Consider the following 19,481-nt stretch of genomic DNA (forward strand, 5'->3'; position numbering starts at 1 on the left):
CGGCTCAGACCTGGTGCAGCGCCTCGCGTACGGCGCGCAGCAGTTCGTGCAGGCTGAAAGGTTTGGGCAGCAGGGCCATGCGCTCGCCGAGGAACTCTCCGCGCACGGCGGCACGCTCCGTGTAGCCGGTGATGAACAGCACCGGCAGCTGCGGATTGATCTCGCGCGCGGCATCGGCCAGCTCGCGACCATTCATGCCCGGCAGCCCGACGTCGGAAAGCAGCAGGTCGACATCCGGCTCGGACCGCAGCAGCCGCAGTGCCTGGCGCGCCTCGGCCGCGGCGATGACCTGGTAGCCGGCCTCGGCCAGCATCTCGCCCACCATCATCCGCACCGAATCGGTGTCGTCCACCAGCAGGATGCGCTCGGCCTGCCCCAGGGGCGACTGCGCGGTGTTCTCGGAGGCCTGCACCGCCGACAGCGAGCCGGTTGGCAGCAGCAGTTCGACCTCGGTACCTTCGCCCGGCTCGCTGGCGATGCGCGCCGCTCCGCCCGACTGGCGCGCGAAACCGTACGTCATCGAAAGCCCCAGGCCTGTTCCCTCGCCCTGCGGTTTGGTGGTGAAGAACGGCTCGAACACTTTGCGCAGCAGATCGGGGGCGATGCCGGTACCGTTGTCGATCACCTTGACGCTGACGTACTGGCCCGGCAGCAGCTCCAGATCGCGCTCCACCGTGGTGGCCTCGGCACGCAGGCGGATCAGGCCGCTGCCCCGCAGCGCATCGCGCGCATTGATGACCAGGTTGAGGATCACGTTCTCGAACTGGTTCGGATCGGCCAGCGCCACCAGTGGCTCACTGCCCAGTTCGAACTCGAGTTCGATGTTTTCGCCGATCGAACGCCGCAGCAGGTCTTCCAGCGAGCGCACGCGTTCGATGACCTCGAACGAACGTGCGTCCAGCGGCTGCTTGCGGGCGAAGGCGAGCATGCGCTGGGTGAGCGCTGCGGCGCGCTGGGCCGAGGCCGCGGCCACCGCGGTGAAATGCGGGACCTTCTCCAGCTTTCCCGAGTGCACGGACAGCTCGATCATGTCCAGGCCGGAGATGATGGTGGTCAGCAGGTTGTTGAAATCATGCGCGATGCCCCCGGTCAGCTGGCCGAGCGCATCCATCTTCTGTGCCTGCAGCAGTTCACCCTCGGTGCGCTCGCGCTCGGCGATCTGGAAGGCCAGCTCGGAGGCCGCGGTTTCCAGCTCAGCACGCTGCTCGCGCGCCCGCTCGTGGTACTCGGTGATGTCTTCCACCACCACCAGCCCGTTGCCGCTGCGACGGTCCGGGGTCAGCCGCCATTGGGTGACGCGCGGCTGGCGACCACTGACGGCCAGGGCCAGCATGCCCTGCCACGGAGCATGCTCGGCCAGTGCATTGCGCAGGTCCAGCGTGAACTCGGCGTTGGCCTGCAGCGCAGGGCCCAGCGCGTCCATCGGCTGCATGCCGAACAGGCGCTGGAACGCGGGGTTGCACTCGCGCACCTGCAGGTCCGGATCAAGCATGGCGATGGGTGCGTTGACCTGGGTATAGATGGCATGGAAGCGCGCATCGGCTTCGCGCAGCGCTTCTTCCGCACGCCGCGCGCGCAGCAGGCTGCGCAGCGTGGCGATCAGGATGCCGGGATCCACCGGGTGCACCAGGTAGGCATCCGCGCCCGCTTCAAGGCCGGTGATGAGGTCGCCGGTGGCGATCGAGGCCGCCGACACGTGCACCACCGGCACGAGCTGGGTCCGTGCCGACGCCCGTACGATGCGCACGACATCGAAACCGCTCATGTCCGGCAGGTTCACATCCAGCACCACGGCACTGAATTCGGCCTGCTGCAGCGCGGTCAGGCCTTCGCCGCCCGTACCCGCTTCCTGCACCGCATAGCCGTAGCGTTCCAGTACACGACGCACGGCGTAGCGCGTGGCAACATTGTCGTCGACGATCAATACACGCTCGCGCTCAAGGATCATCGGAGCGCTCCTGCCCGCTGGCGTCCGCCGGTCCCTTGAACTGCAGCGGCAGGATCACGTGGAACGCCGAACCCTGGCCGACCACGCTTTCCGCCTCCACCCGTCCGCCAAGCAGATCGGCGAACCGTTTGCAGATCGACAGGCCCAGGCCGGTACCGCGCAGGCGCTTCTGCAGCGGCGAATCCACCTGCACGAAATCCTCGTAGAGTGTCGGCAGCAGGTCGGCCTCGATGCCGATGCCGGTATCGCGCACGGTGAACCGCAGCTGGTCATCGCCTTCCGGCGCGGCGGACACCACCACCCGGCCATCGAGCGTGAACTTCAGCGCATTGGAAATGTAGTTGCGCAGGATCTGCGCGAGTTTCTTGTCGTCGGTGTACAGCATCGGCAGGGGCGGCGGATCCTCGAAGACCAGGTCCACGCGCTGCCCGCCCTCGACCAGCGGACGGAACATGCCGCGCAGCGCCGCGAACAGGTCCATCAGGTCGAACCAGCCTGGCGAGATGGTGATGCGGCCGGCCTCGATCTTCGCAAGATCGAGCAGGTCATCCACCATCTCGCGCAGCTCCACTGTCGAGGCGCTCACGAAACGTACCTGGCGCAGCTGCTCTTCATTGAGCGGGCCATCCATGCCGTCTTCCAGCAGCCGGGTCATGCTGAGGATGGAGCCCAGCGGCGTGCGGAATTCGTGGCTCATGTAGGACAGGAACCGGCTCTTGAGTTCGGAGACCTCGCGCAGCTGACCCGCCTGCTCGTCCAGCTCGGCATACAACGCAAGCACGCCCTGGTTGGTCTCGTCCAGTTCCGCGCGCAGCGCCGCGTTCTCCGCCGCCAGCCGCGCCATCTCGAGGTGCTGCTCTTCCACTGCCGTCACTCCATCACTCCGTGGCGCCTGTACGCACCGCCACGATACAGACATCGTCACGGCCCCGGTCGAAATCGCGCTGCAACACCGCCACGATGAGCGCCGGGTGCCGGTACAGCAGGCCCGGATAGTCGCGCAGGTTCCAGCGCGACTGCAGCCCATCGCTGTGCATCAGCAACAGACTGCCCGGCGCGGCGTGAAGACGGAATGTCTGCACCTTGCGGAACCGTGCGCCCACGATACCGGGCATCGAGGCCAGCCCACGCGACTCGTCGTCGGTGATCAGGCTGCCACTGATGTTGCCGATGCCGGCGAAGGTCACGGTCCCCTCCTCGACGCTGGCCACTGCAACGGCACCGCCGCGCGTACCGGACATCGCCGCATGCAGATGGCCGATCAACGCTTCGGCATCGGGCGGACCCTTTGCCGCCGCGGCCGCTGCGGCCGCCGTTCCCGCCTGGGCCGCTTCGGCGGCGTCGATCCCATGACCCAGGCCATCGATCACTGTCAGCGTCACGCGCTGGCCTTCGATGCCCAGGTGCCAGGCATCGCCGCAGGCCTGTTCGTCACGGATCGGCAGCCGCACGGCGCCATAGCCGCGGTCGACGTTGGCCGGGGCCCGGGAGGGATAGATCCGCGCCACCACGATGCACCCGCGCGCATCGCTCCAGGCGTCGAACAGGCTGGACTGCCGCCGGATCGCACCCAGGCCGAGGCCCTGGCTGCCGCCGGTGGACACCCCGTCAGGCAGTGAGCTGACGAGGTTGAACCCCGGTCCGGCATCGATCGTCTGCAGTTCCACCCCACGAAAGCCGCGACCCTCCACGCGGGAGATGTAAAGCCGCCCGCCGCCGCCGTGGCGCATCAGATTGGTGGCCAGTTCGGTGGCGGCCAGTGCGACCCGGCCCGCATCCACATCGTCGAACTGCAGCGCCGAGGCCAGCGCGAGCGCCTCGCGGCGTGCCTGACCCACCTGGGAGACTTCCTCGACGGCCACCACGCGGGTCACGTGGCCGCAGAAGTTCATGTCCATTTGGTGATGACGATCCTTGTACCCTGCCCTGGCGCGCTGTCCAGTTCGAACTGGTCCACCAGCCGCCGCGAACCGGACAGGCCCAGGCCCATGCCCTTGCCCGAGGACCAGCCATCGGTGAGCGCCTGCGCCAGGTCCGCAATGCCGGGCCCCTGATCGATGAAACTCAGGCGCACGCCCTTGCGCAGGCCTTCGGCCAGCGTTTCCCACTGCATGTCACCGCCCCCACCGTAGATCACCGCGTTGCGTGCCAGTTCGCTGGCGGCGGTGACCAGCTTGGTCTGGTCGACCAGGCGCAGGCCCACGAGGACCGCCAGCTGGCGCACCTTCTGCCGCGACAGCACGATGTCCTGCTCGTTACGGACCGGCTGGACGCCACTGTCGGTGATCATGCCTCGTCCCGGGCGCGCTGCAGCAGGCGCATGCCACGCTCCACGTTCAGCGCCGTACGCACACCGCGCAGATCCAGTCCGAGTTCGACCAGGGTGATCGCCACGGCAGGCTGCATGCCGACCACCACCGTGGTGGCATCCATCACCTGCGCAATGGCGGAAATGGTGGCGATCATGCGTCCGATGAAGGAATCGACGATATCCAGCGCCGAGATGTCGATCAGCACCCCGCGTGCGGAGGTGGCACTGATCTTCTCACTGAGGTCTTCCTGCAGCGTCAGCGCGAGCTGATCATGCATGTCGACCTGGATGGTGACCAGCAGCAGGTCACCCATCCGAAGGACCGGGATGCGTTCCATCTCAGCGGGCCACCTTGGTGACGATCTGGCCGGTACGCTTGAGCGCCAGCGCCAGCGCATCGGCCAGGTTGGCCTTGGTCACGATGCCCTGCAGGTCCAGACCCAGGTGCACGATGGTCTGTGCGATCTGCGGGCGCACGCCGCTGATGATCGCATCGGCGCCCATCAGTCGGATTGCGGTGACCGTCTTCAGCAGGTGCTGCGCGACCAGCGTGTCCACGGTCGGCACGCCGGTGATGTCGATGATGGCGATCTCCGCTTCGGTCTCCACGATCCGTTGCAGCAGCGATTCCATCACCACCTGCGTGCGCTGTGAATCCAGCGTGCCGATCATGGGCAGCGCCAGTACGCCGTCCCAGAGCTTCACCACCGGGGTGGAAAGCTCGAGCATTTCTTCCTGCTGGCGCTGGATCACGTCTTCACGGGTGCGCTGGAAGGCCTTCACCGTATGCAGGCCGAGGGTGTCGAGCATCTCTGAAACCGCCCACAGCTGCGCGGCCATGTCCTGCGGCGCGTCGGCGAAGCCGTTCTGCACCAGATCGAACAGTGGACGCTTGAGCGAGAACACGAACGAGGCGGTCTCCTCGGAACTGAAGCCCTTCAGCACGCGCTGGCGGGACAGGTCTTCCAGGAAGCGGCGCACCTCCTGCCACTCCGCGCCCTGCAGCGTGCCGGCGCTGCCAGAGCCCAGCGCGGGCAGCAGCAGGCGCAGGAACGCATTGGCCTGGGCGTCCGGATCCAGCGTCGCCGCACGGGGATCGTCCTTCAGGCCACTGGCGTCCAGCGTAGTGCGCCACTGGGCACTGAGCTGCGACTGGTGGGCGCGGATCAGTTCGATCGTACGGGGATGGAGCGTGGACATGCGTTCATTCCTTGGGAGACGGGGCATGGGGACGGTGCGACTGCGCCACACTGCGCCGTGTCCTCCCCTTGACCTCCATATTCAATCATGTGAAGGCGTCGTACGCACGTGAAGATGGCGTCAGTTCGCTCAGGCCACTGTCACCGCAACGATGCTGCCCGCGAGGATGGCCGTGCCGCGTTCCGTTTCCCGCCCGAGCGCCACATCCTGCAGGTTCCGCAGATGGTCCGCGAAGCCACCTCGCGCCCTGCCCTGAAGCCGTCCGCTGGTGAGCACGCGCGGCTCGCCCCGCCATGCGATCCGGGCGCCCTGACCGCGCAGCCGCTCGACCAGCCCAACGTCTTCGTGGCAGGCCACCGCGGCAAACCCGCCGACCCGCTGGTACGCCACCGCCGATACGCCGAGGTTGGCGCCGTGGATGCGGCCATGCCCATCCCCCCAGCGTTCGCCCGCGACGAAGCGTCGTCGCAGGCGCCGCTCCCGCGCGTTGGCGCAGTGCAGGTCCACGACGCCGCAGAACGCATCGTGCCCACCCTCACGCTGAGCCACCAGCCAATCCGCAGGCACCAGGCTGTCGGCATCGGTGCTGGCCAGCCAGCTGGCCCCGCGCGCTATCAGGGAGTCAGCCGCCGCCGCGCGCGCCGCGCCGACACAGCGCACCTTCACGGAGAGCGTTTCCACCCCCGCCCGCGCGCAGTGCCAGGCCGTGGCATCGCTGCAGCTGTCCAGCGCCACCACCACATGCACCTCCTCACCCCGCAGCGCCGGGTGCAGCGCGGCCCGCTGGATCGACGCCAGGCAGGCGCCGATGCGCTCGGCCTCGTTGTGCGCGGGAATCAGCACGCCGATCATCGCAGCCCCTCCTGCGCCGCCACGGAATGGGCTTCGCGCATCCACCCCTGCAACACGAAGTCGGCGTCACGCCAGACGAAGACCTCTGCCAGGCCGTGCCCCAACTGGGCATGCACCTGGGCTGCCGTGCTGGCCGCCTGTGCGAAAGGAACCTGCCAGTGGCACGCCACCAGCAACCCGTCGGGCGTCAATGCGCCATGCAGCCCCTGGCGCAGCGACGACAGTTCTTCCGGTCGCAGGTAGTAGCCCATCTCGCTGCAGACCACCAGATCGAACGTGCCTGCCGGCCAGTCCCCGGGATGGCGAGCCTGCTGCACCGTCACATGGGGCTGGTCCGCAACGGCCCGCCGGGCCTGCGCTACCGCGGCCGCACTGAGGTCGGTGGCCAGCAGCGCATCGCAGCGCTCGGCCAGTGCCGCGGTGAGTACGCCATTGGAGCAGCCCAGCTCCCATCCACGCGCATGGCGGCGCTGACACAGGCTGGCCAGCAGGAGCGCGCGCTTGCGCGCCTCATACCAACGGCTGTGGTAACCAAAAGGATCGGGCTGCGCGTGCAGCCGTTCGAAATCGGGAATCGTGCTCATCCCAGGAACACCTCGTGGTTGCGCGCGAAACGGGCCAGTACGTGCGGCGGCAGGATGGGCGCCGCGCGGAGGTGGGCAACCTGACCGGTCTGCGTCGCGAAGCAGGCGATGGCACGCTGCTTGTCCGCGGCCCTGGCGCTGATATCGAGCAGGAGGGGCCGTTGCCACACCTGCTGCACCTGCGCCGGAGGCAGCCAGTGCCAGGCCCATACCGGGTATTCCAGTGCGCGCGCGCCGGCCTGAGCGGCAGCGGCCAGCGCCGCCCGGGCAGTGGCCTCGTGATCAGGGTGCCCGTCGTGCCGCCACGGCACGAGCACCAGATCACCGGCACGCAGCAGGGCGCGGAGCACGCGCTCCAGTTCGTGTTCGTGGACGCCTACCTTGCCATCGCCGATCCCGAGGTGACGCACGCCCGTGCCGGCGGCGCCGAGCGCGGCCAGCGCCTGCTCAAGCTCCTGCCTGCGCGCGGACACCAGGCGCTCTGGTGTCCACCAGGCCTCGCCGGGATAGCACGCTTCGCCATCGGTCACCGCGATGACCTGCACCGTCACCCCCGCTGCAGCGGCCATGGCCATCAAACCGCCGCAGGCAAGCACCTCGTCATCCGGATGCGGAGCGATCACCACCAGGCGCACCGTATCGCCCAGCAACTGCCCCAGCGTCGTCGACGGCCGCTGCCACAGCGCGTTGTACTGTTCCCAGGCGGACTCGGCGGTGCCCTCGCCGTGGATGCGCGGCGCGTCCTCCGGCCGACGTGCCGTGGCAACGCCGCTGGGCACGGCATGCACACCAGGCGTTACAGGCGCCATGAGGATTCCAGTGCCTGCGTTTCAGCGCCCAGCCATGCCCAGTCACGGTCGGCATGACTCTGGCGGATGAACACGGTGAGGTCGGCCCACCGCCGGGCGTGAGCCGGCTCGAGACACATGGGACCGGGTCCCAGCGCGCGTCCGGCGAGGTCGAGGATACGGGTGCAGGCCCGCTCGGCGACGCTGCGCACGAGCACCACCTGCGCGCGATGCGACTGCGACGGGTCGGTGTCGATGCGCACTGCCAGCTCACGCAGCAACGCCGTCGCTGCTGCCAGGGCCATCACGGCCTCCCCGGCAAGACGGGCGCGCACCTCCCCCTCCGCTTTGGCCTGCATCGCGGCAACGAGGGCCCCCGCTGCTCCAAGCCAGACCGCAGCGATGCCAGCGCCACCGTGCCAGAAGCCGGGCCGCCCGAGATACGCTTCGGCGCTGCCCAGCCGCGTGGCGACGGCTGCGGTGACGCGGATGGTGGTGGAAGGAATCAACGACATGCCCGGCGCTGGCCACTCGTCCTCGTCCAGCGTGACCGCCTGGGAGCGTGGCAACAGATAAAGGCCGGGCTGCGGGCCTTCGCGCACGGTCACCAGTGCGGCGTCGACCAGGCTCGCGCCGGAGCACCAGGCCTTGCTGCCGTCGAGGGTGCCGCAGGCGTCCGCTGAAAGCACGCAATCCGGTGTCTCGGCGGCCCAGACCGCGAGCAGCGTCTCCGCGGCGGGCAGCGGTTGGCCGAGGTCGACCAGGATCGCCCGCGCGTCGTAATGCGCTTCCAGCACCTTCGCCAGCGCCAGGTCACGGGCGCCCAGCGCGGCAAGCGCCTGCCAACGCTGCAGCGTCTGGCCCGTGCCCGGGTGAGGCAGGTCGGGGGTCTGGGCCATATAGCGGCGTGCCAGCTCGGGCAGACCGGGAGACTGCAGGGTGTCGAGCATGCGCGCGCCAGTGTTTCGGGAAGGCTTCACCGTAGTGAGGACCTGGTGTGCACGCTGTCGGGCAGATGTCGCCGCCGCATGAAATCTGGCGGCGGGCCACGTCGCGCATGTCTTCAGGAGGTGCTGGCCGCCAGCAGGCAGAGGCTGTGCGGCGGCATCAACCAGTTGCCGTCCGCATCCATCTCCAGGGGCGCTTCCGGCGTCTGCACCAGAACGCGGCGGAACTGCAGGGCATCATCACCCACCGCGAACGCTACCGCTTCATCACCCGCATTGAGCAGCAGCGCCAGGCTCAGGTGCCGTGCGGGCACGTGCGGGCCACTGTCGGCGCCACGCCCATCCAGCACGATGGTCAGCGCGCGGCGTTCACCGTCATGCCAGTCCTCTGGTGCCATCGGCCCGCCGTCCGGACGCATCCAGTGGATGTCACTGACGCCGCGCTCATTGTCGGTGCCCTCGTGCAGGAAGCGGTTCCGCCGCAGCAGTGCATAGCGGCGCCGCAACTGCAGCACGCGGCGCACGAAGGCGGCCTGCGCCTGTGCGCGCGGCAGTGCGGCCCGCTCCCAGTCGATCCAGCTCAGCGGCGTGTCCTGGCAGTAGGGGTTGTTGTTGCCCTGCTGGGTGTGGCCGAACTCATCGCCCGCCAGCAGCATCGGCGTACCCTGCGAGAGCAGCAGCGTGGCCAGCAGGTTGCGCATCTGGCGGCCGCGCAGCGCGATGATCGTCTCATCGTCGGTCTCGCCTTCCACCCCGTGGTTGCAGGAGAGGTTGTGCGAGTGGCCATCGCGGTTGTCTTCGCCGTTGGCCAGGTTGTGCTTGTCGGCATAACTGACCAGGTCATGCAGGGTGAAACCATCATGGGCCGTGATGAAATTCACGCTGGCGGCCGGCCGACGGCCATGGTGGTCGAACAGATCGGCCGAACCGGTGAACCGCGCAGCGAATGCAGGCAGCTGGCCACCATCGCCGCGCCACAGTCCGCGCACGGTGTCACGATAGCGGTCATTCCACTCCGCCCAGCCCGGTGCGAAATTGCCCAGCTGGTAGCCGCCCGGCCCGATGTCCCACGGTTCGGCGATCAGCTTGACCTGGCTCAGCACCGGATCCTGCCGCACCGCGTCGAGGAAGCTGCAGGAGGGGTCGAACCCGTGCCGCTCACGGCCGAGGATGGTCGCCAGATCGAAACGGAAACCATCAACGTGCATCTCGGTCACCCAGTACCGCAGCGAATCCATCACCATGCGCAGCGCGCCGGCGTTGGTCAGGTCGAAGGTGTTGCCGGTGCCGGTATCGTTGATGTAGTAGCGTCGATCTTCGGCCAGGCGATAGTAGCTGGTGTTGTCGATGCCCTTGAAGGACAGCGTGGGGCCGAGCTCGTTGCCCTCGGCGGTGTGGTTGTAGACCACGTCCAGGATCACTTCCATGCCAGCGTCATGCAGACGCGCGACCATCTGCTTGAACTCGGCCACGATGCCGAGCGAGAGGTAGCGCGGCTGTGGCGCGAAGAAGCACAGCGTGTTGTAGCCCCAATAGTTGCGCAGGCCTTTTTCCAGCAGGTGCTGGTCGTCCACGTAGGCGTGCACCGGCAGCAGTTCGATGGCGGTGACGCCGAGATGCTTCAGATGGTCGACCACCGCGTCGTGGCGCAGGGCCGAGAATGTCCCCCGCTCGATCAGCGGCACGTCCGGGTGCTGCATGGTGAAGCCACGCACGTGCGCTTCGTAGATCACCGTGCGGTCCCATGGCGTGCCGGGGGCCTTCTCGCTGCCCCAGGTGTAGGCCGGATCGATCACCGCGCACTTGGGCATGTAGGCCGCGCTGTCGCGGCGGTCGAAGCTGCGGTCGAGATCGCGGTGGCCCAGTGTGTAGCCAAACAGATGCGGCGCCCACTTCACCTCGCCGACGATCTGCTTGGCGTACGGATCCAGCAGCAGCTTGTTGGGGTTGAACCGATGCCCCTCCTCCGGCGCGTAGGGGCCGTGGACCCGATAACCATAGCGCTGTCCCGGCCGCGCATCAGGCAGGTAGCCGTGCCAGATCTCATCGGTGTATTCGGGCAGCACAACGCGCTCGATCTCGCGGCCGCGCATGTCGAACAGGCACAGTTCCACCTTGGTCGCATGCCGCGAGTACAGCGCGAAATTGACCCCCAGGCCATCCCAGGTCGCACCGAGCGGGTACGGCCTGCCCTCGCGCACGCGCGAGGTCTGTGTCCACTTACGACCTGCCACCCATCGGCTCCTCTTCGTCCATGCGACGTTCCACTGGCAGCACGGTCATTTCAGCCTGCACCAGGCGTTCGGCCATGTGCCAGTGGCGTTGCTCCTGTCCGTCAGGACGCCCTTCGGCCTCCCAGATCTGCTGTGCCAGTGCGCCGATCCGTGCCTTGCGCTCCGCCTCATCAACGTTCATCTGCTGCGTCCTTTACCCAGAGTGCGACCGGGCTGCCCTGATGCAGCCGCCCCAGCGTCGGCGCATCGTCCGACACCTCCATTACGCCCTCGGCCAGCACGCTGCGGTAGCGACCACGCGGCAGGCCGGGCAGCGCCAGCGTGACACTGTCGGCGTCATGCACGCGCGAAAGATCGGCTTCGGCATCGCTGCCCGGGGGCGCCGGATCCAGCGCTGTGGCGCGAAGATGTACGAGCAGGAAGAGCGCGTGGTCGTCGATCACGCGCGTCATCAGCAACCAACCGGCTGCCGCTTCGGGCAGCGTAATGGCCTGTACGGGCGCCCGTTCAAAGAGCGCCGCGTTACGTTGGCGAAGCTGCAACCCCCGCGCCAGCAGGCGGGCTTTCGGGGCACCGTCCTGCCAGCTTCGCAGCAGCTCGGCCCAGCTGCGGGTGTCCTGCAGCCATGCCACGCGCTGGGCATGATCGACCGCCCGACGATTGTCCGGATCCACCAGGCTGGTATCCCAGCCTTCGTTACCCTGGTAAAGATCGGGCACGCCCGGACAACACAGCTGAAGGGCCAGCTGTGCCAGCCCCAACCGCGCTGCGGGCGCGGCGATCCGCGCAGCGAACGCCTGCATCGCACCGCGTGCGGGCAGCGCGGCCGGTTCGGTGAGCAGCCAGCGAACCCAGTCGGTCGCGCCTGTTTCCAATCCGGTGTCCGGATCATTCCAGCGGCTGATCTGCTTGCCTTCCCGAAGTGCCTTGATCAGCCAGTCGCTGATCCGCGTGGCGTAGGCGTCCAGGTCGGCCGCCTGCTCCAAGGGCCAGCTGGCGACCAGCGACTGCGCCAGCATGGCCGCGTGCGCCTCCGGCAGCGGACACGGCCTGCCGGCCGCGGCGGCCAGCGACTGCACCTGCTGCAGCGCGTGTTCCCAGTTGGCCACATGAGAGGCCAGCACGGCCAATCGCATGCGCGCGTCCGGTCCACGCTTGTGGTCATGCGTGGCCAAGGCCAGCAAGGCTTGCGGATGGCGGTCGCCTCGCTGCCGCGCGCGCTCGATGAACGCCGCCGGCGCCAATGAGAAACACGCGGGATCGCTGCCGACCTCATTGCGCGACAACAGCCGGCCGTGGCGGTAGAACGCGGTGTCCTCCACCGCCTTGGCATTGAGCGGGGCCGCCAGCTGCTCCACCCGCACGCGCAGATTGGCGCGCTCGGCCGCACACGGCGTATCCACGGCGGTATCGATCAGCCAATCGTACAGGCGTGACAGCGCCACCTGGGCCGCCCCATCAAGTGTCCGCCTGGCCGCGTCGACCGCCTGCTGCAGGTAACGCTGGTCATCGCCATCGCGCAGGCCGTACGTGCGGTAGACCGGGAAGCAGCGCAGCAGGGCCGTGAGCGCCCGCTCGAACATGTCCGGCGTCAGGTCATTGCCACCGGATTGGCCGTCCATGCAGGCAGCGACCGCGCGCAGGCAGCGCTGGCGATCGGTCCGCAGCGAGCCATCGAGCATTTCCACGCGCGCCTGCCGCTGCATGTCTTCGAAATCGTCGGCCCGTCCGGACAGGCGCTGCCACAGTGCCTGCAGGGGAGCCTCACCGGCCGGATCGTGCAGCAGTGCGCCTACCTGGTCCATGAAGTCGTAGCCGGTGGTGCCGTCGCATGCCCAGCGGGCGGGCAGCGATTCGTCGTCGGCAAGGATCTTTTCCACGTGCAGCGTTACCGTTCCGGCCGCCAGGCCACGCTGTCGGCCGGCGTCATCGAGGGCGGCGCGCAGGCGCTGCAGATACCCTGCCGGATCGGCCAGCCCATCCACATGGTCGATGCGCAGGCCGTCCACCCGACCCTCACTGACCAGGCGCAGCGGCAGCGCATGCACCGCATCGAACACGTCGCTGCGCTCCACCCGCAAGGCCGCCAGTCCGTTGATATCGAAGAAACGGCGATAGTTCACCCGTTCGGCGGCGGTCCGCCACCAGGCCAGCCGATACGCCTGCCGCTCGAGCAGAGCGTGCATGCGCTCGGGGGCCCTGTTGCAGCGCCGCGTCCAGTCCGGCCAGGAGCCGGACTGCAAGGGGTAACTCAACGGTGACAGCGGCAGCCGCAGGTCGTGGTGCTGAAGCCACGGACCGGTGTCATCGGCGTGCACCTCGAGCAGCCCCTGCGCGATGGCATCGTCCAGCGGTCGGTCAAGGACCGGCAACCACAGCCGGCCCCCGCAACCGGGCGCCTGCCAGTCGATGTCGAACCACTCCGCATGGCGGCTGCGCCGGCCGTGGCGGAGGACGTCGGCCCACCAGCCATTGGCGGGCTCGGCCGCCATGTGGTTCGGTACGATGTCCAGCACGATGCCCATCCCCGCCGCCCGGGCCGCGTCGGCCAGGGCGACGAACCCGGCCTCCCCGCCCAGTTCCGGGCTGATGCAGGTCGGATCGATGTTGTCGTAGCCGTGGGTCGAGCCGGCACTGGCCGTGGCGATCGGTGACAGGTAGAGGTGGCTGATGCCGAGCGCCGCGTAATACGGCACCTGAAGGCGGGCTGCATCGAAATCAAAGTCCGCGTGCAACTGCAGGCGGACGGTAGCGCGCAGCGGGGTCATCAAGATTCTCCAGGTAGCGTTCTGGCGGCGGCGAAGGCACGCAGCCGTGTACTGACGCCGCCTTCGTCCACGGTGGTCGGCAGGCGGCGGCGCCAGTTGGGATGGCTGTCCACCGTTCCGGGGAGATTGGGCTGCTCATCGAGCGCGAGTGCGTCTTCCAGCGGCAGCAGGGCCAGCACCGCCGGCGAGCGCGCGGTGAGTGCCAGCGCATCGGTATGGGCATCACCGGTGGCCACGCCGGTGGCGCGTGCCAGGTCAGCCAGCTGCCCGACCTGGGCCTCACGCTCGGTACGGGCATCCTGTGCCGCCGCATGGTCGGTCCAGCCCAGACGCTGCCGCCACTGGATGTCACGCCCTGCCAGCCACCCGGCGATCGGTGGCAGGTCATGGGTGGAGGTCATCGCCACTGCGCCCTTGCGCCACCGCGCCGGTGGAATGAAGCCATCGTCGTCGCGGCTGAAAGCCAGCACATCCATGCCCAGCACGCCACGCGCCGCCAGACGATCGCGGATGCCCGGGGGCACCACGCCAAGATCCTCGCCGATCACCACGCAGCGATGGCGCCACGACTCCAATACCAGCAGATTGAGCAGGTCGTCGAAGGGGTACTGAAGATACGCTCCGACACCGCTCTGCTCGCCGCGAGGCAGCACCCACAGCCGCTGCAGCCCCAGTATATGGTCGATGCGGATGCCACCACGATCAGCCATCACCGCCCGCAGCAGCGCGATGAACGGCGCGTACCCCGATGCCTTGAGGGCGCCGGGCGCGTATCCAGTGATGCCCCACGCCTGGCCATTGGAATTGAACGCGTCCGGAGGCGCGCCGAGCTCCAGGCCGGGCATCACGGCGCCACGTGTTCGCCGCGCTTCCACGCCCGCGGGGTCGAAGCCCACGGCGAGGTCGGCAATCAGTCCGATGCGCATTCCACGGCCACGGGCCAGCTGCTGCACTTCACGCCATGCACGCCGCGCCAGCCATTGCGCGAATGCCTGCTGCCCCGCGCTGTCGTGCCAGAGCACGGCCGTTTCCCGGCTCCACGCCTGCAGCGGCGCGCCCGCGTCACGTAATTCGCCTTCGATACGCTGCCAGCGTTCCGGCTGATGGGTCTGCAGCCAGGCCGGCAGTCGGGTGATCCACTGCCACTTCGCGGCCGCAGCGGCGGGCCAGTCGATCTGTACATTCTGCTCGAGTGCGCGCAGCCGCCCATCCAGGTCCGGATCGGCCACGCGCACGGCGTTGGCCGCATCACCCAGCACCTGCAGGGGAGACGCCTGCAGCGGATCCAACCAGGCCCGGTCGCTCGGCGAGTAGGGACTGAATCCCGGTCCCACGGGCATCGAGGCATGCAGGGGGCTCAAGGCCAAGGCACCGCCGCCCTCGCGCGCCATCCGGGCCAGCCACGGCAGGCAGCCGGCGCTGTCTCCGATACCGCCATCGCCGGTGGCGCGCAGGCTGTAGACCTGCGCCGCCAGTCCCCAGTCGCCTTTTTCCAGCGTGGGATCGGGGTACCACGCGCGGGCGGGTGCCACGGCGACCGCCTGCAGGCGTCCGCGTTGCCGCCACTGCCAGTAACCGGGCGCGTTTGGCACCTGCCAACCGCCGTCGCGCGCGCGCGCCGCCGTTTGCGCCTCGCCTTTCTCGTCGATCCACTGGGCCTCGGCGGCGGCGCTGCCGGGGATCGCAAGCGTCTCCCCCGCCATGGCCGTCAGCAGGGCCGGGGCATCGTCATCGGTTGCATGCGCCTGCGGGCCCAGTGCGTCGAGAATCGCATCCAGGGCGGCATCCTCGACCCGCCGGGGACGACCGGCGACGTCGGTCCATTCCACCTTGATGCCCGCCTGCCGCGCGGCACGGTGCCGCTCCTCACGGACGTTCATGCCGCGATCCAGCGTGCGATGAATCCGCCCCCGGCCGCCAACAGCTCCGCATCCTCAGACGCGCCCTGCCCCAGTAGCGTGACGCCCTCCGGCATGCCGTGCCGGACCGGCTCGTCGCCGGCGTTGAGGGCGACCCACCACTGGCCGCCTGGAAGCTGCCAGCCGGCCTGTACCGCCTGATCGCCGAGGGCCGTTGCGCCCAGCGACCGAGCCTGCGCCAGCCCAGGCTGCAGATGATCACGGCGCAGGGCGAGCACCGCCTTGAACCAGGCCGTGGCTTCGGCCGCGTCCTCATCGCCCGGGTCGGGCAGTGCGACGCGCGAGCGTTCCAGCGTCGCCCGCGCATTCGGGTCTGGAATCCGGTCGCGCGCCTCGGGATCGGCAAAGGCGGCGAACGCCGCGAACTCACCGCGCCGCCCCTCGCGCACGGCTTCGTCCAGCGGCGCTTCGAAATCAGTAAAGAACTGGAAGGGCTGGCGGGCGCCCCAGGGTTCACCCATGAACACCAGCGGCACCATGGGCGTCAGCAGGGTCAGCGCCAGCGCCGCGCGATAGCGCTCCAGGCTCACCTGCGTGATCAGCCGGTCGCCGAATGCCCGGTTGCCGATCTGATCGTGATTCTGTGCAAATACCACGAAGCGCTCCGGTGGCACGTCACCACTGGGCTCGCCGCGGACACGCCCATCGGCCGTGGCTTCGCCCTGCCAGGCAAATCCCTCGGCCAGACACCGGGCCAGCAGGTGCGCGGCCTGCCCCGGCCCGGCGTAGGCCGCGTAGTAACCTTCGTCCTCGCCCGTAAGCAGCACATGCAGCGCGTTGTGGAAGTCATCGTTCCACTGCGCGTCGAACGTGCCACGCAACCAATGGGCCTGGTTGTGCTCGTTTTCCAGGACCAGATGGACATGGCGCCCGGCCGGCACGCTGCCACGCACGGCATCGGCGAGCTGCTGCAGGAAGGCCTGCGGTGCGATTGCATGCACGGCGTCGAGCCGCAGCCCGTCGAAGCGGTATTCGTGCAGCCACATCAGCGCGTTGTCGATGAAGAACTGCTGGACCGCCGGCTGCGTGAAATCGATCGCCGCCCCCCATGGGGTGTGGGTGTCGGCCGCGAAGAAGGAAGGAGCGTAGCGATGCAGGTGGTTGCCCTGCGGGCCGAAGTGGTTGTAGACCACGTCCAGCAGGACCGCGATGCCGTGGCGATGCGCCTCGTCCACCAGGCGCTTGAGCGCGTCCGGGGTGCCATAGGCTTCAGCGGGAGCAAACGGAAACACCCCGTCATAGCCCCAGTTGCGGCGTCCAGGGAACTGGGCCACGGGCATCAGCTCGATCGCGGTGATGCCCATGGCGGCCAGCGCCGGCAACTGCGCCTGCAATCCGGCGCAACCGCCGCTGCTGCCCAGGTGGACCTCATAGATCACCAGCGTCTGCCAGGCGCGGCCCTGCCATGTGTCCTGCGTCCACGGGTAATCCCGGGTATCGAGCACCGCGCTGGCGCCGTCCACGCCATGCGGTTGCCAGCGCGACGCCGGGTCCGGCACCTCGTCGGTCCCGTCGAGGCGGAACCGGTAGGGGCAGCCGGGGCTACAGGCGGCTTCCGCTTCGAACCACCCCGCGTCCCGCCGCTGCATGGGCTGCACCACACCGTCCACCACCAGATCGACTGCGGAGGCGGCCGGAGCCCACAGGCCGAATCGATAGCGGCCATCTTCCAGCGCCTGCGCGCCCCAGCGGCCCGCTGGCGCGGTATTCATGCCTGGACCTGCAGGTACACCGTAGACAGCGGCGGCAGGGTCAGCTGCAGCGACTGCGCGTGACCGTGCAGGGGAAGAGGCTGGGTCGCCGCAGCGCCGGCATTGCCGACATTGCTGCCGCCATAGAAATGGCTGTCGGTGTTCAGCAGTTCGCGCCAGCGACCGGCCACCGGTACGCCGACACGGTAGCCCTCGCGAACCACCGGGGCCATGTTGCTCACCACCAGCACATCCGGCGCGAGGCCGCTGGGGTCACGACGCACGAACGCAAAGACGCTGTTGCTGCTGTCGTCACCCACGCTCCATTCGAAGCTGCGGTCATCCTGCTCGGCGACATGGCAGGCAGGCTGCGCGCGCAGCACGCCGTTGAGATCGCCGACCAGGCGCATCAGCCCCTGGTTGAGCGGGTTCCCGGCCTGCGCCCAGTCCAGGCCGGCGTCGTGGTTCCATTCCGTGGACTGACCGAACTCAGCGCCCATGAAAAGCAGTTTGCTGCCCGGGTGCGCCCACATCATGCCGTAGTAAGCGCGCAGGCCTGCGAAACGCTGCCAGTCGTCGCCCGGCATCCGGCCCAGCAGGGACCGCTTTCCGTGCACCACTTCATCATGGGACAAGGGCAGGACATAGCGCTCGGAGAAGGCATACACCAGCCCGAACGTCACTTCGCTGTGGTGATACGGCCGGTGCACGGGGTCGCGCTGCATGTAGCTGAGCGAATCATGCATCCAGCCCATGTTCCACTTGTGGGTGAAGCCAAGCCCGCCCTGTTCCACCGGCTGGGTCACGCCCGGCCACGCGGTGGACTCCTCCGCGATCACCATCACTCCGGGGCACTGCGTGTGCAGGGTGGCATTCATACGCTGCAGGAACGCAACGGCCTGCAGGTTCTCACGCCCACCATGCTCGTTGGCCACCCACTCACCGTCGGCGCGGCTGTAGTCGCGGTAGAGCATCGAGGCCACCGCATCCACGCGCAGTCCGTCCAGGTGGAACCGCTCCACCCATTCCAGGGCGCTGCCGAGCAGGTACCCGGCCACTTCATTGCGGCCGTAGTTGTAGATCAAGGTATTCCAGTCGTTGTGGAACCCTTCGCGCGGGTCGGCATGCTCATACAGGGCGGTGCCGTCGAAGCGTGCAAGTCCGTGCGGGTCGCTGGGGAAATGCGCACTCACCCAGTCCACGATCACGCCCACACCGGCCTGGTGGCAGCGATCCACGAAGCGCCCGAACGCCTCAGGGGTGCCGTGCCGCGCCGTCGGCGCATAGATCCCCAGCGGCTGATAGCCCCAGGACCCGCCGAACGGATACTCACTGACCGGCAGCAGTTCGATATGCGTGAAACCCAGGCGCTGCACGTGCGGGATCAGCCGGTCACCCAGCGCATCCCAGTCCAAGACATTGCCCTGCTCATCGAACTGCCACGACGCCGCGTGGACTTCGTAGATCGACAAGGGCGCGTTGCGACGCTGCTCGCGCCCGGCCATCCACACCGCGTCGTGCCATGCCAGGGGCTGCATGTCCGCCACACGCGATGCGGTCGCCGGCGGCAGCTCCGCCCAGCGCGCCATCGGATCGGCCTTGTCGGGCAGTACCGCACCGTCGACACCGGTGATGCGGTACTTGTAGCGTGCGCCCACCGGGACCCCGGGGAGGAACACTTCCCAGACGCCGGCGTCATGGCGCAGCCGCATCGGGTGACGCGCGCCGTGCCAGCCGTTGAAGTCGCCCACGACCGACACACGTTGCGCGTTCGGCGCCCAGACCGCGAAGCGCACACCGTCCACCCCATCCACCTGCATGGGCACGGCGCCAAGCTCACGCATCGCCGCCGCGTCGCCATCGCGCAGGCGCCACAGCGTTTCCGCACTCAGCAGGGGCCCGAAGCTGTAGGCATCACGAACCTCCTCGACACCCTCGGACCACTCGATCCGAAGCAGCGGGCGGCCCGGGTCGGAGGCGAGCATCGCTTCAAAGATGCCCTCACAGGCCGTGGCCGCCAAGGCCTGCGGGACCTGCGTGCCCTCGTGCAGAACCTGCACGGCGCGGGCACCGGGGGCGAGTACGCGCAACCGCCAGCGACCGTCGGGCAGCGGGTGCGGCCCGAGCAGTGCGAATGCATCGGCGGGGGCCGCACGTGCCAGGGCGGTGAGCCGTGCATCGTCGCCATGCGCCGGCGGGGCGGCGCTCGAACTGTCCATCACTTCATTGCCTTGCAGGA

Annotated in this window: 16 protein-coding genes; all 16 read right to left on the reverse strand. The window is 68.6% G+C overall.

Annotated elements, in window-relative coordinates; translation table 11 throughout:
• Positions 1-4: 4 nt before the first annotated feature.
• Positions 5-1,945: a response regulator gene (locus FHY09_RS12215; protein ID WP_456362808.1), complete on the reverse strand. Its 1,941-nt coding sequence runs from the start codon at positions 1,943-1,945 to the stop codon at positions 5-7.
• On the reverse strand, positions 1,938-2,792 hold the full coding sequence (locus FHY09_RS12220; protein WP_166927226.1) for a sensor histidine kinase: 855 nt from the start codon (positions 2,790-2,792) through the stop codon (positions 1,938-1,940). The genes FHY09_RS12215 and FHY09_RS12220 overlap by 8 nt, the downstream gene beginning before the upstream one ends.
• A gap of 34 nt (positions 2,793-2,826) precedes the next feature.
• A complete protein-coding gene (locus FHY09_RS12225; protein WP_166927150.1) occupies positions 2,827-3,846 on the reverse strand; it encodes an ATP-binding protein in 1,020 nt (339 codons plus the stop codon).
• A complete protein-coding gene (locus FHY09_RS12230) occupies positions 3,837-4,238 on the reverse strand; it encodes an anti-sigma regulatory factor (RefSeq protein ID WP_166927151.1) in 402 nt (133 codons plus the stop codon). Before FHY09_RS12230 ends, FHY09_RS12225 begins: the two co-directional genes overlap by 10 nt.
• Entirely contained in the window at positions 4,235-4,597 is a 363-nt protein-coding gene (locus tag FHY09_RS12235) for an STAS domain-containing protein (protein WP_166927152.1), read from the reverse strand. The genes FHY09_RS12230 and FHY09_RS12235 overlap by 4 nt, the downstream gene beginning before the upstream one ends.
• 1 nt (position 4,598) lies before the next feature.
• A complete protein-coding gene (locus FHY09_RS12240; protein ID WP_166927153.1) occupies positions 4,599-5,459 on the reverse strand; it encodes an STAS domain-containing protein in 861 nt (286 codons plus the stop codon).
• A 129-nt stretch (positions 5,460-5,588) separates the two neighbouring features.
• Entirely contained in the window at positions 5,589-6,311 is a 723-nt protein-coding gene (locus FHY09_RS12245; protein WP_166927154.1) for a glycosyltransferase, read from the reverse strand.
• Complete coding sequence (locus FHY09_RS12250) at positions 6,308-6,895, reverse strand: methyltransferase domain-containing protein (protein ID WP_166927155.1); 588 nt, start codon at positions 6,893-6,895, stop codon at positions 6,308-6,310. The genes FHY09_RS12245 and FHY09_RS12250 overlap by 4 nt, the downstream gene beginning before the upstream one ends.
• The gene (locus tag FHY09_RS12255; RefSeq protein WP_166927156.1) at positions 6,892-7,704 is read right to left on the reverse strand and encodes a PIG-L family deacetylase; all 813 of its coding nucleotides are present in this window, start codon (positions 7,702-7,704) and stop codon (positions 6,892-6,894) included. Before FHY09_RS12255 ends, FHY09_RS12250 begins: the two co-directional genes overlap by 4 nt.
• A complete protein-coding gene (locus FHY09_RS12260; protein ID WP_166927157.1) occupies positions 7,692-8,633 on the reverse strand; it encodes an acyl-CoA dehydrogenase in 942 nt (313 codons plus the stop codon). Before FHY09_RS12260 ends, FHY09_RS12255 begins: the two co-directional genes overlap by 13 nt.
• A gap of 113 nt (positions 8,634-8,746) precedes the next feature.
• Positions 8,747-10,864, reverse strand: coding sequence for a glycogen debranching protein GlgX (gene glgX / locus FHY09_RS12265; RefSeq protein WP_166927158.1), 2,118 nt, complete (start codon positions 10,862-10,864; stop codon positions 8,747-8,749).
• Positions 10,851-11,045, reverse strand: coding sequence for a DUF2934 domain-containing protein (locus tag FHY09_RS12270; protein ID WP_166927159.1), 195 nt, complete (start codon positions 11,043-11,045; stop codon positions 10,851-10,853). The genes glgX and FHY09_RS12270 overlap by 14 nt, the downstream gene beginning before the upstream one ends.
• Positions 11,035-13,632 (reverse strand): malto-oligosyltrehalose synthase, encoded by a 2,598-nt coding sequence (gene treY, locus FHY09_RS12275; protein WP_166927160.1) that lies wholly within the window; start codon positions 13,630-13,632, stop codon positions 11,035-11,037. The genes FHY09_RS12270 and treY overlap by 11 nt, the downstream gene beginning before the upstream one ends.
• Entirely contained in the window at positions 13,632-15,512 is a 1,881-nt protein-coding gene (locus FHY09_RS12280) for a 4-alpha-glucanotransferase (protein WP_166927161.1), read from the reverse strand. The genes treY and FHY09_RS12280 overlap by 1 nt, the downstream gene beginning before the upstream one ends.
• Positions 15,509-17,263: a malto-oligosyltrehalose trehalohydrolase gene (gene treZ / locus FHY09_RS12285; protein ID WP_166927162.1), complete on the reverse strand. Its 1,755-nt coding sequence runs from the start codon at positions 17,261-17,263 to the stop codon at positions 15,509-15,511. The genes FHY09_RS12280 and treZ overlap by 4 nt, the downstream gene beginning before the upstream one ends.
• Positions 17,260-19,461 (reverse strand): 1,4-alpha-glucan branching protein GlgB, encoded by a 2,202-nt coding sequence (gene glgB, locus FHY09_RS12290; RefSeq protein WP_208407840.1) that lies wholly within the window; start codon positions 19,459-19,461, stop codon positions 17,260-17,262. The genes treZ and glgB overlap by 4 nt, the downstream gene beginning before the upstream one ends.
• Positions 19,462-19,481 lie beyond the last annotated feature (20 nt).

This window comes from Xanthomonas sp. 60 (genome assembly GCF_011761925.1).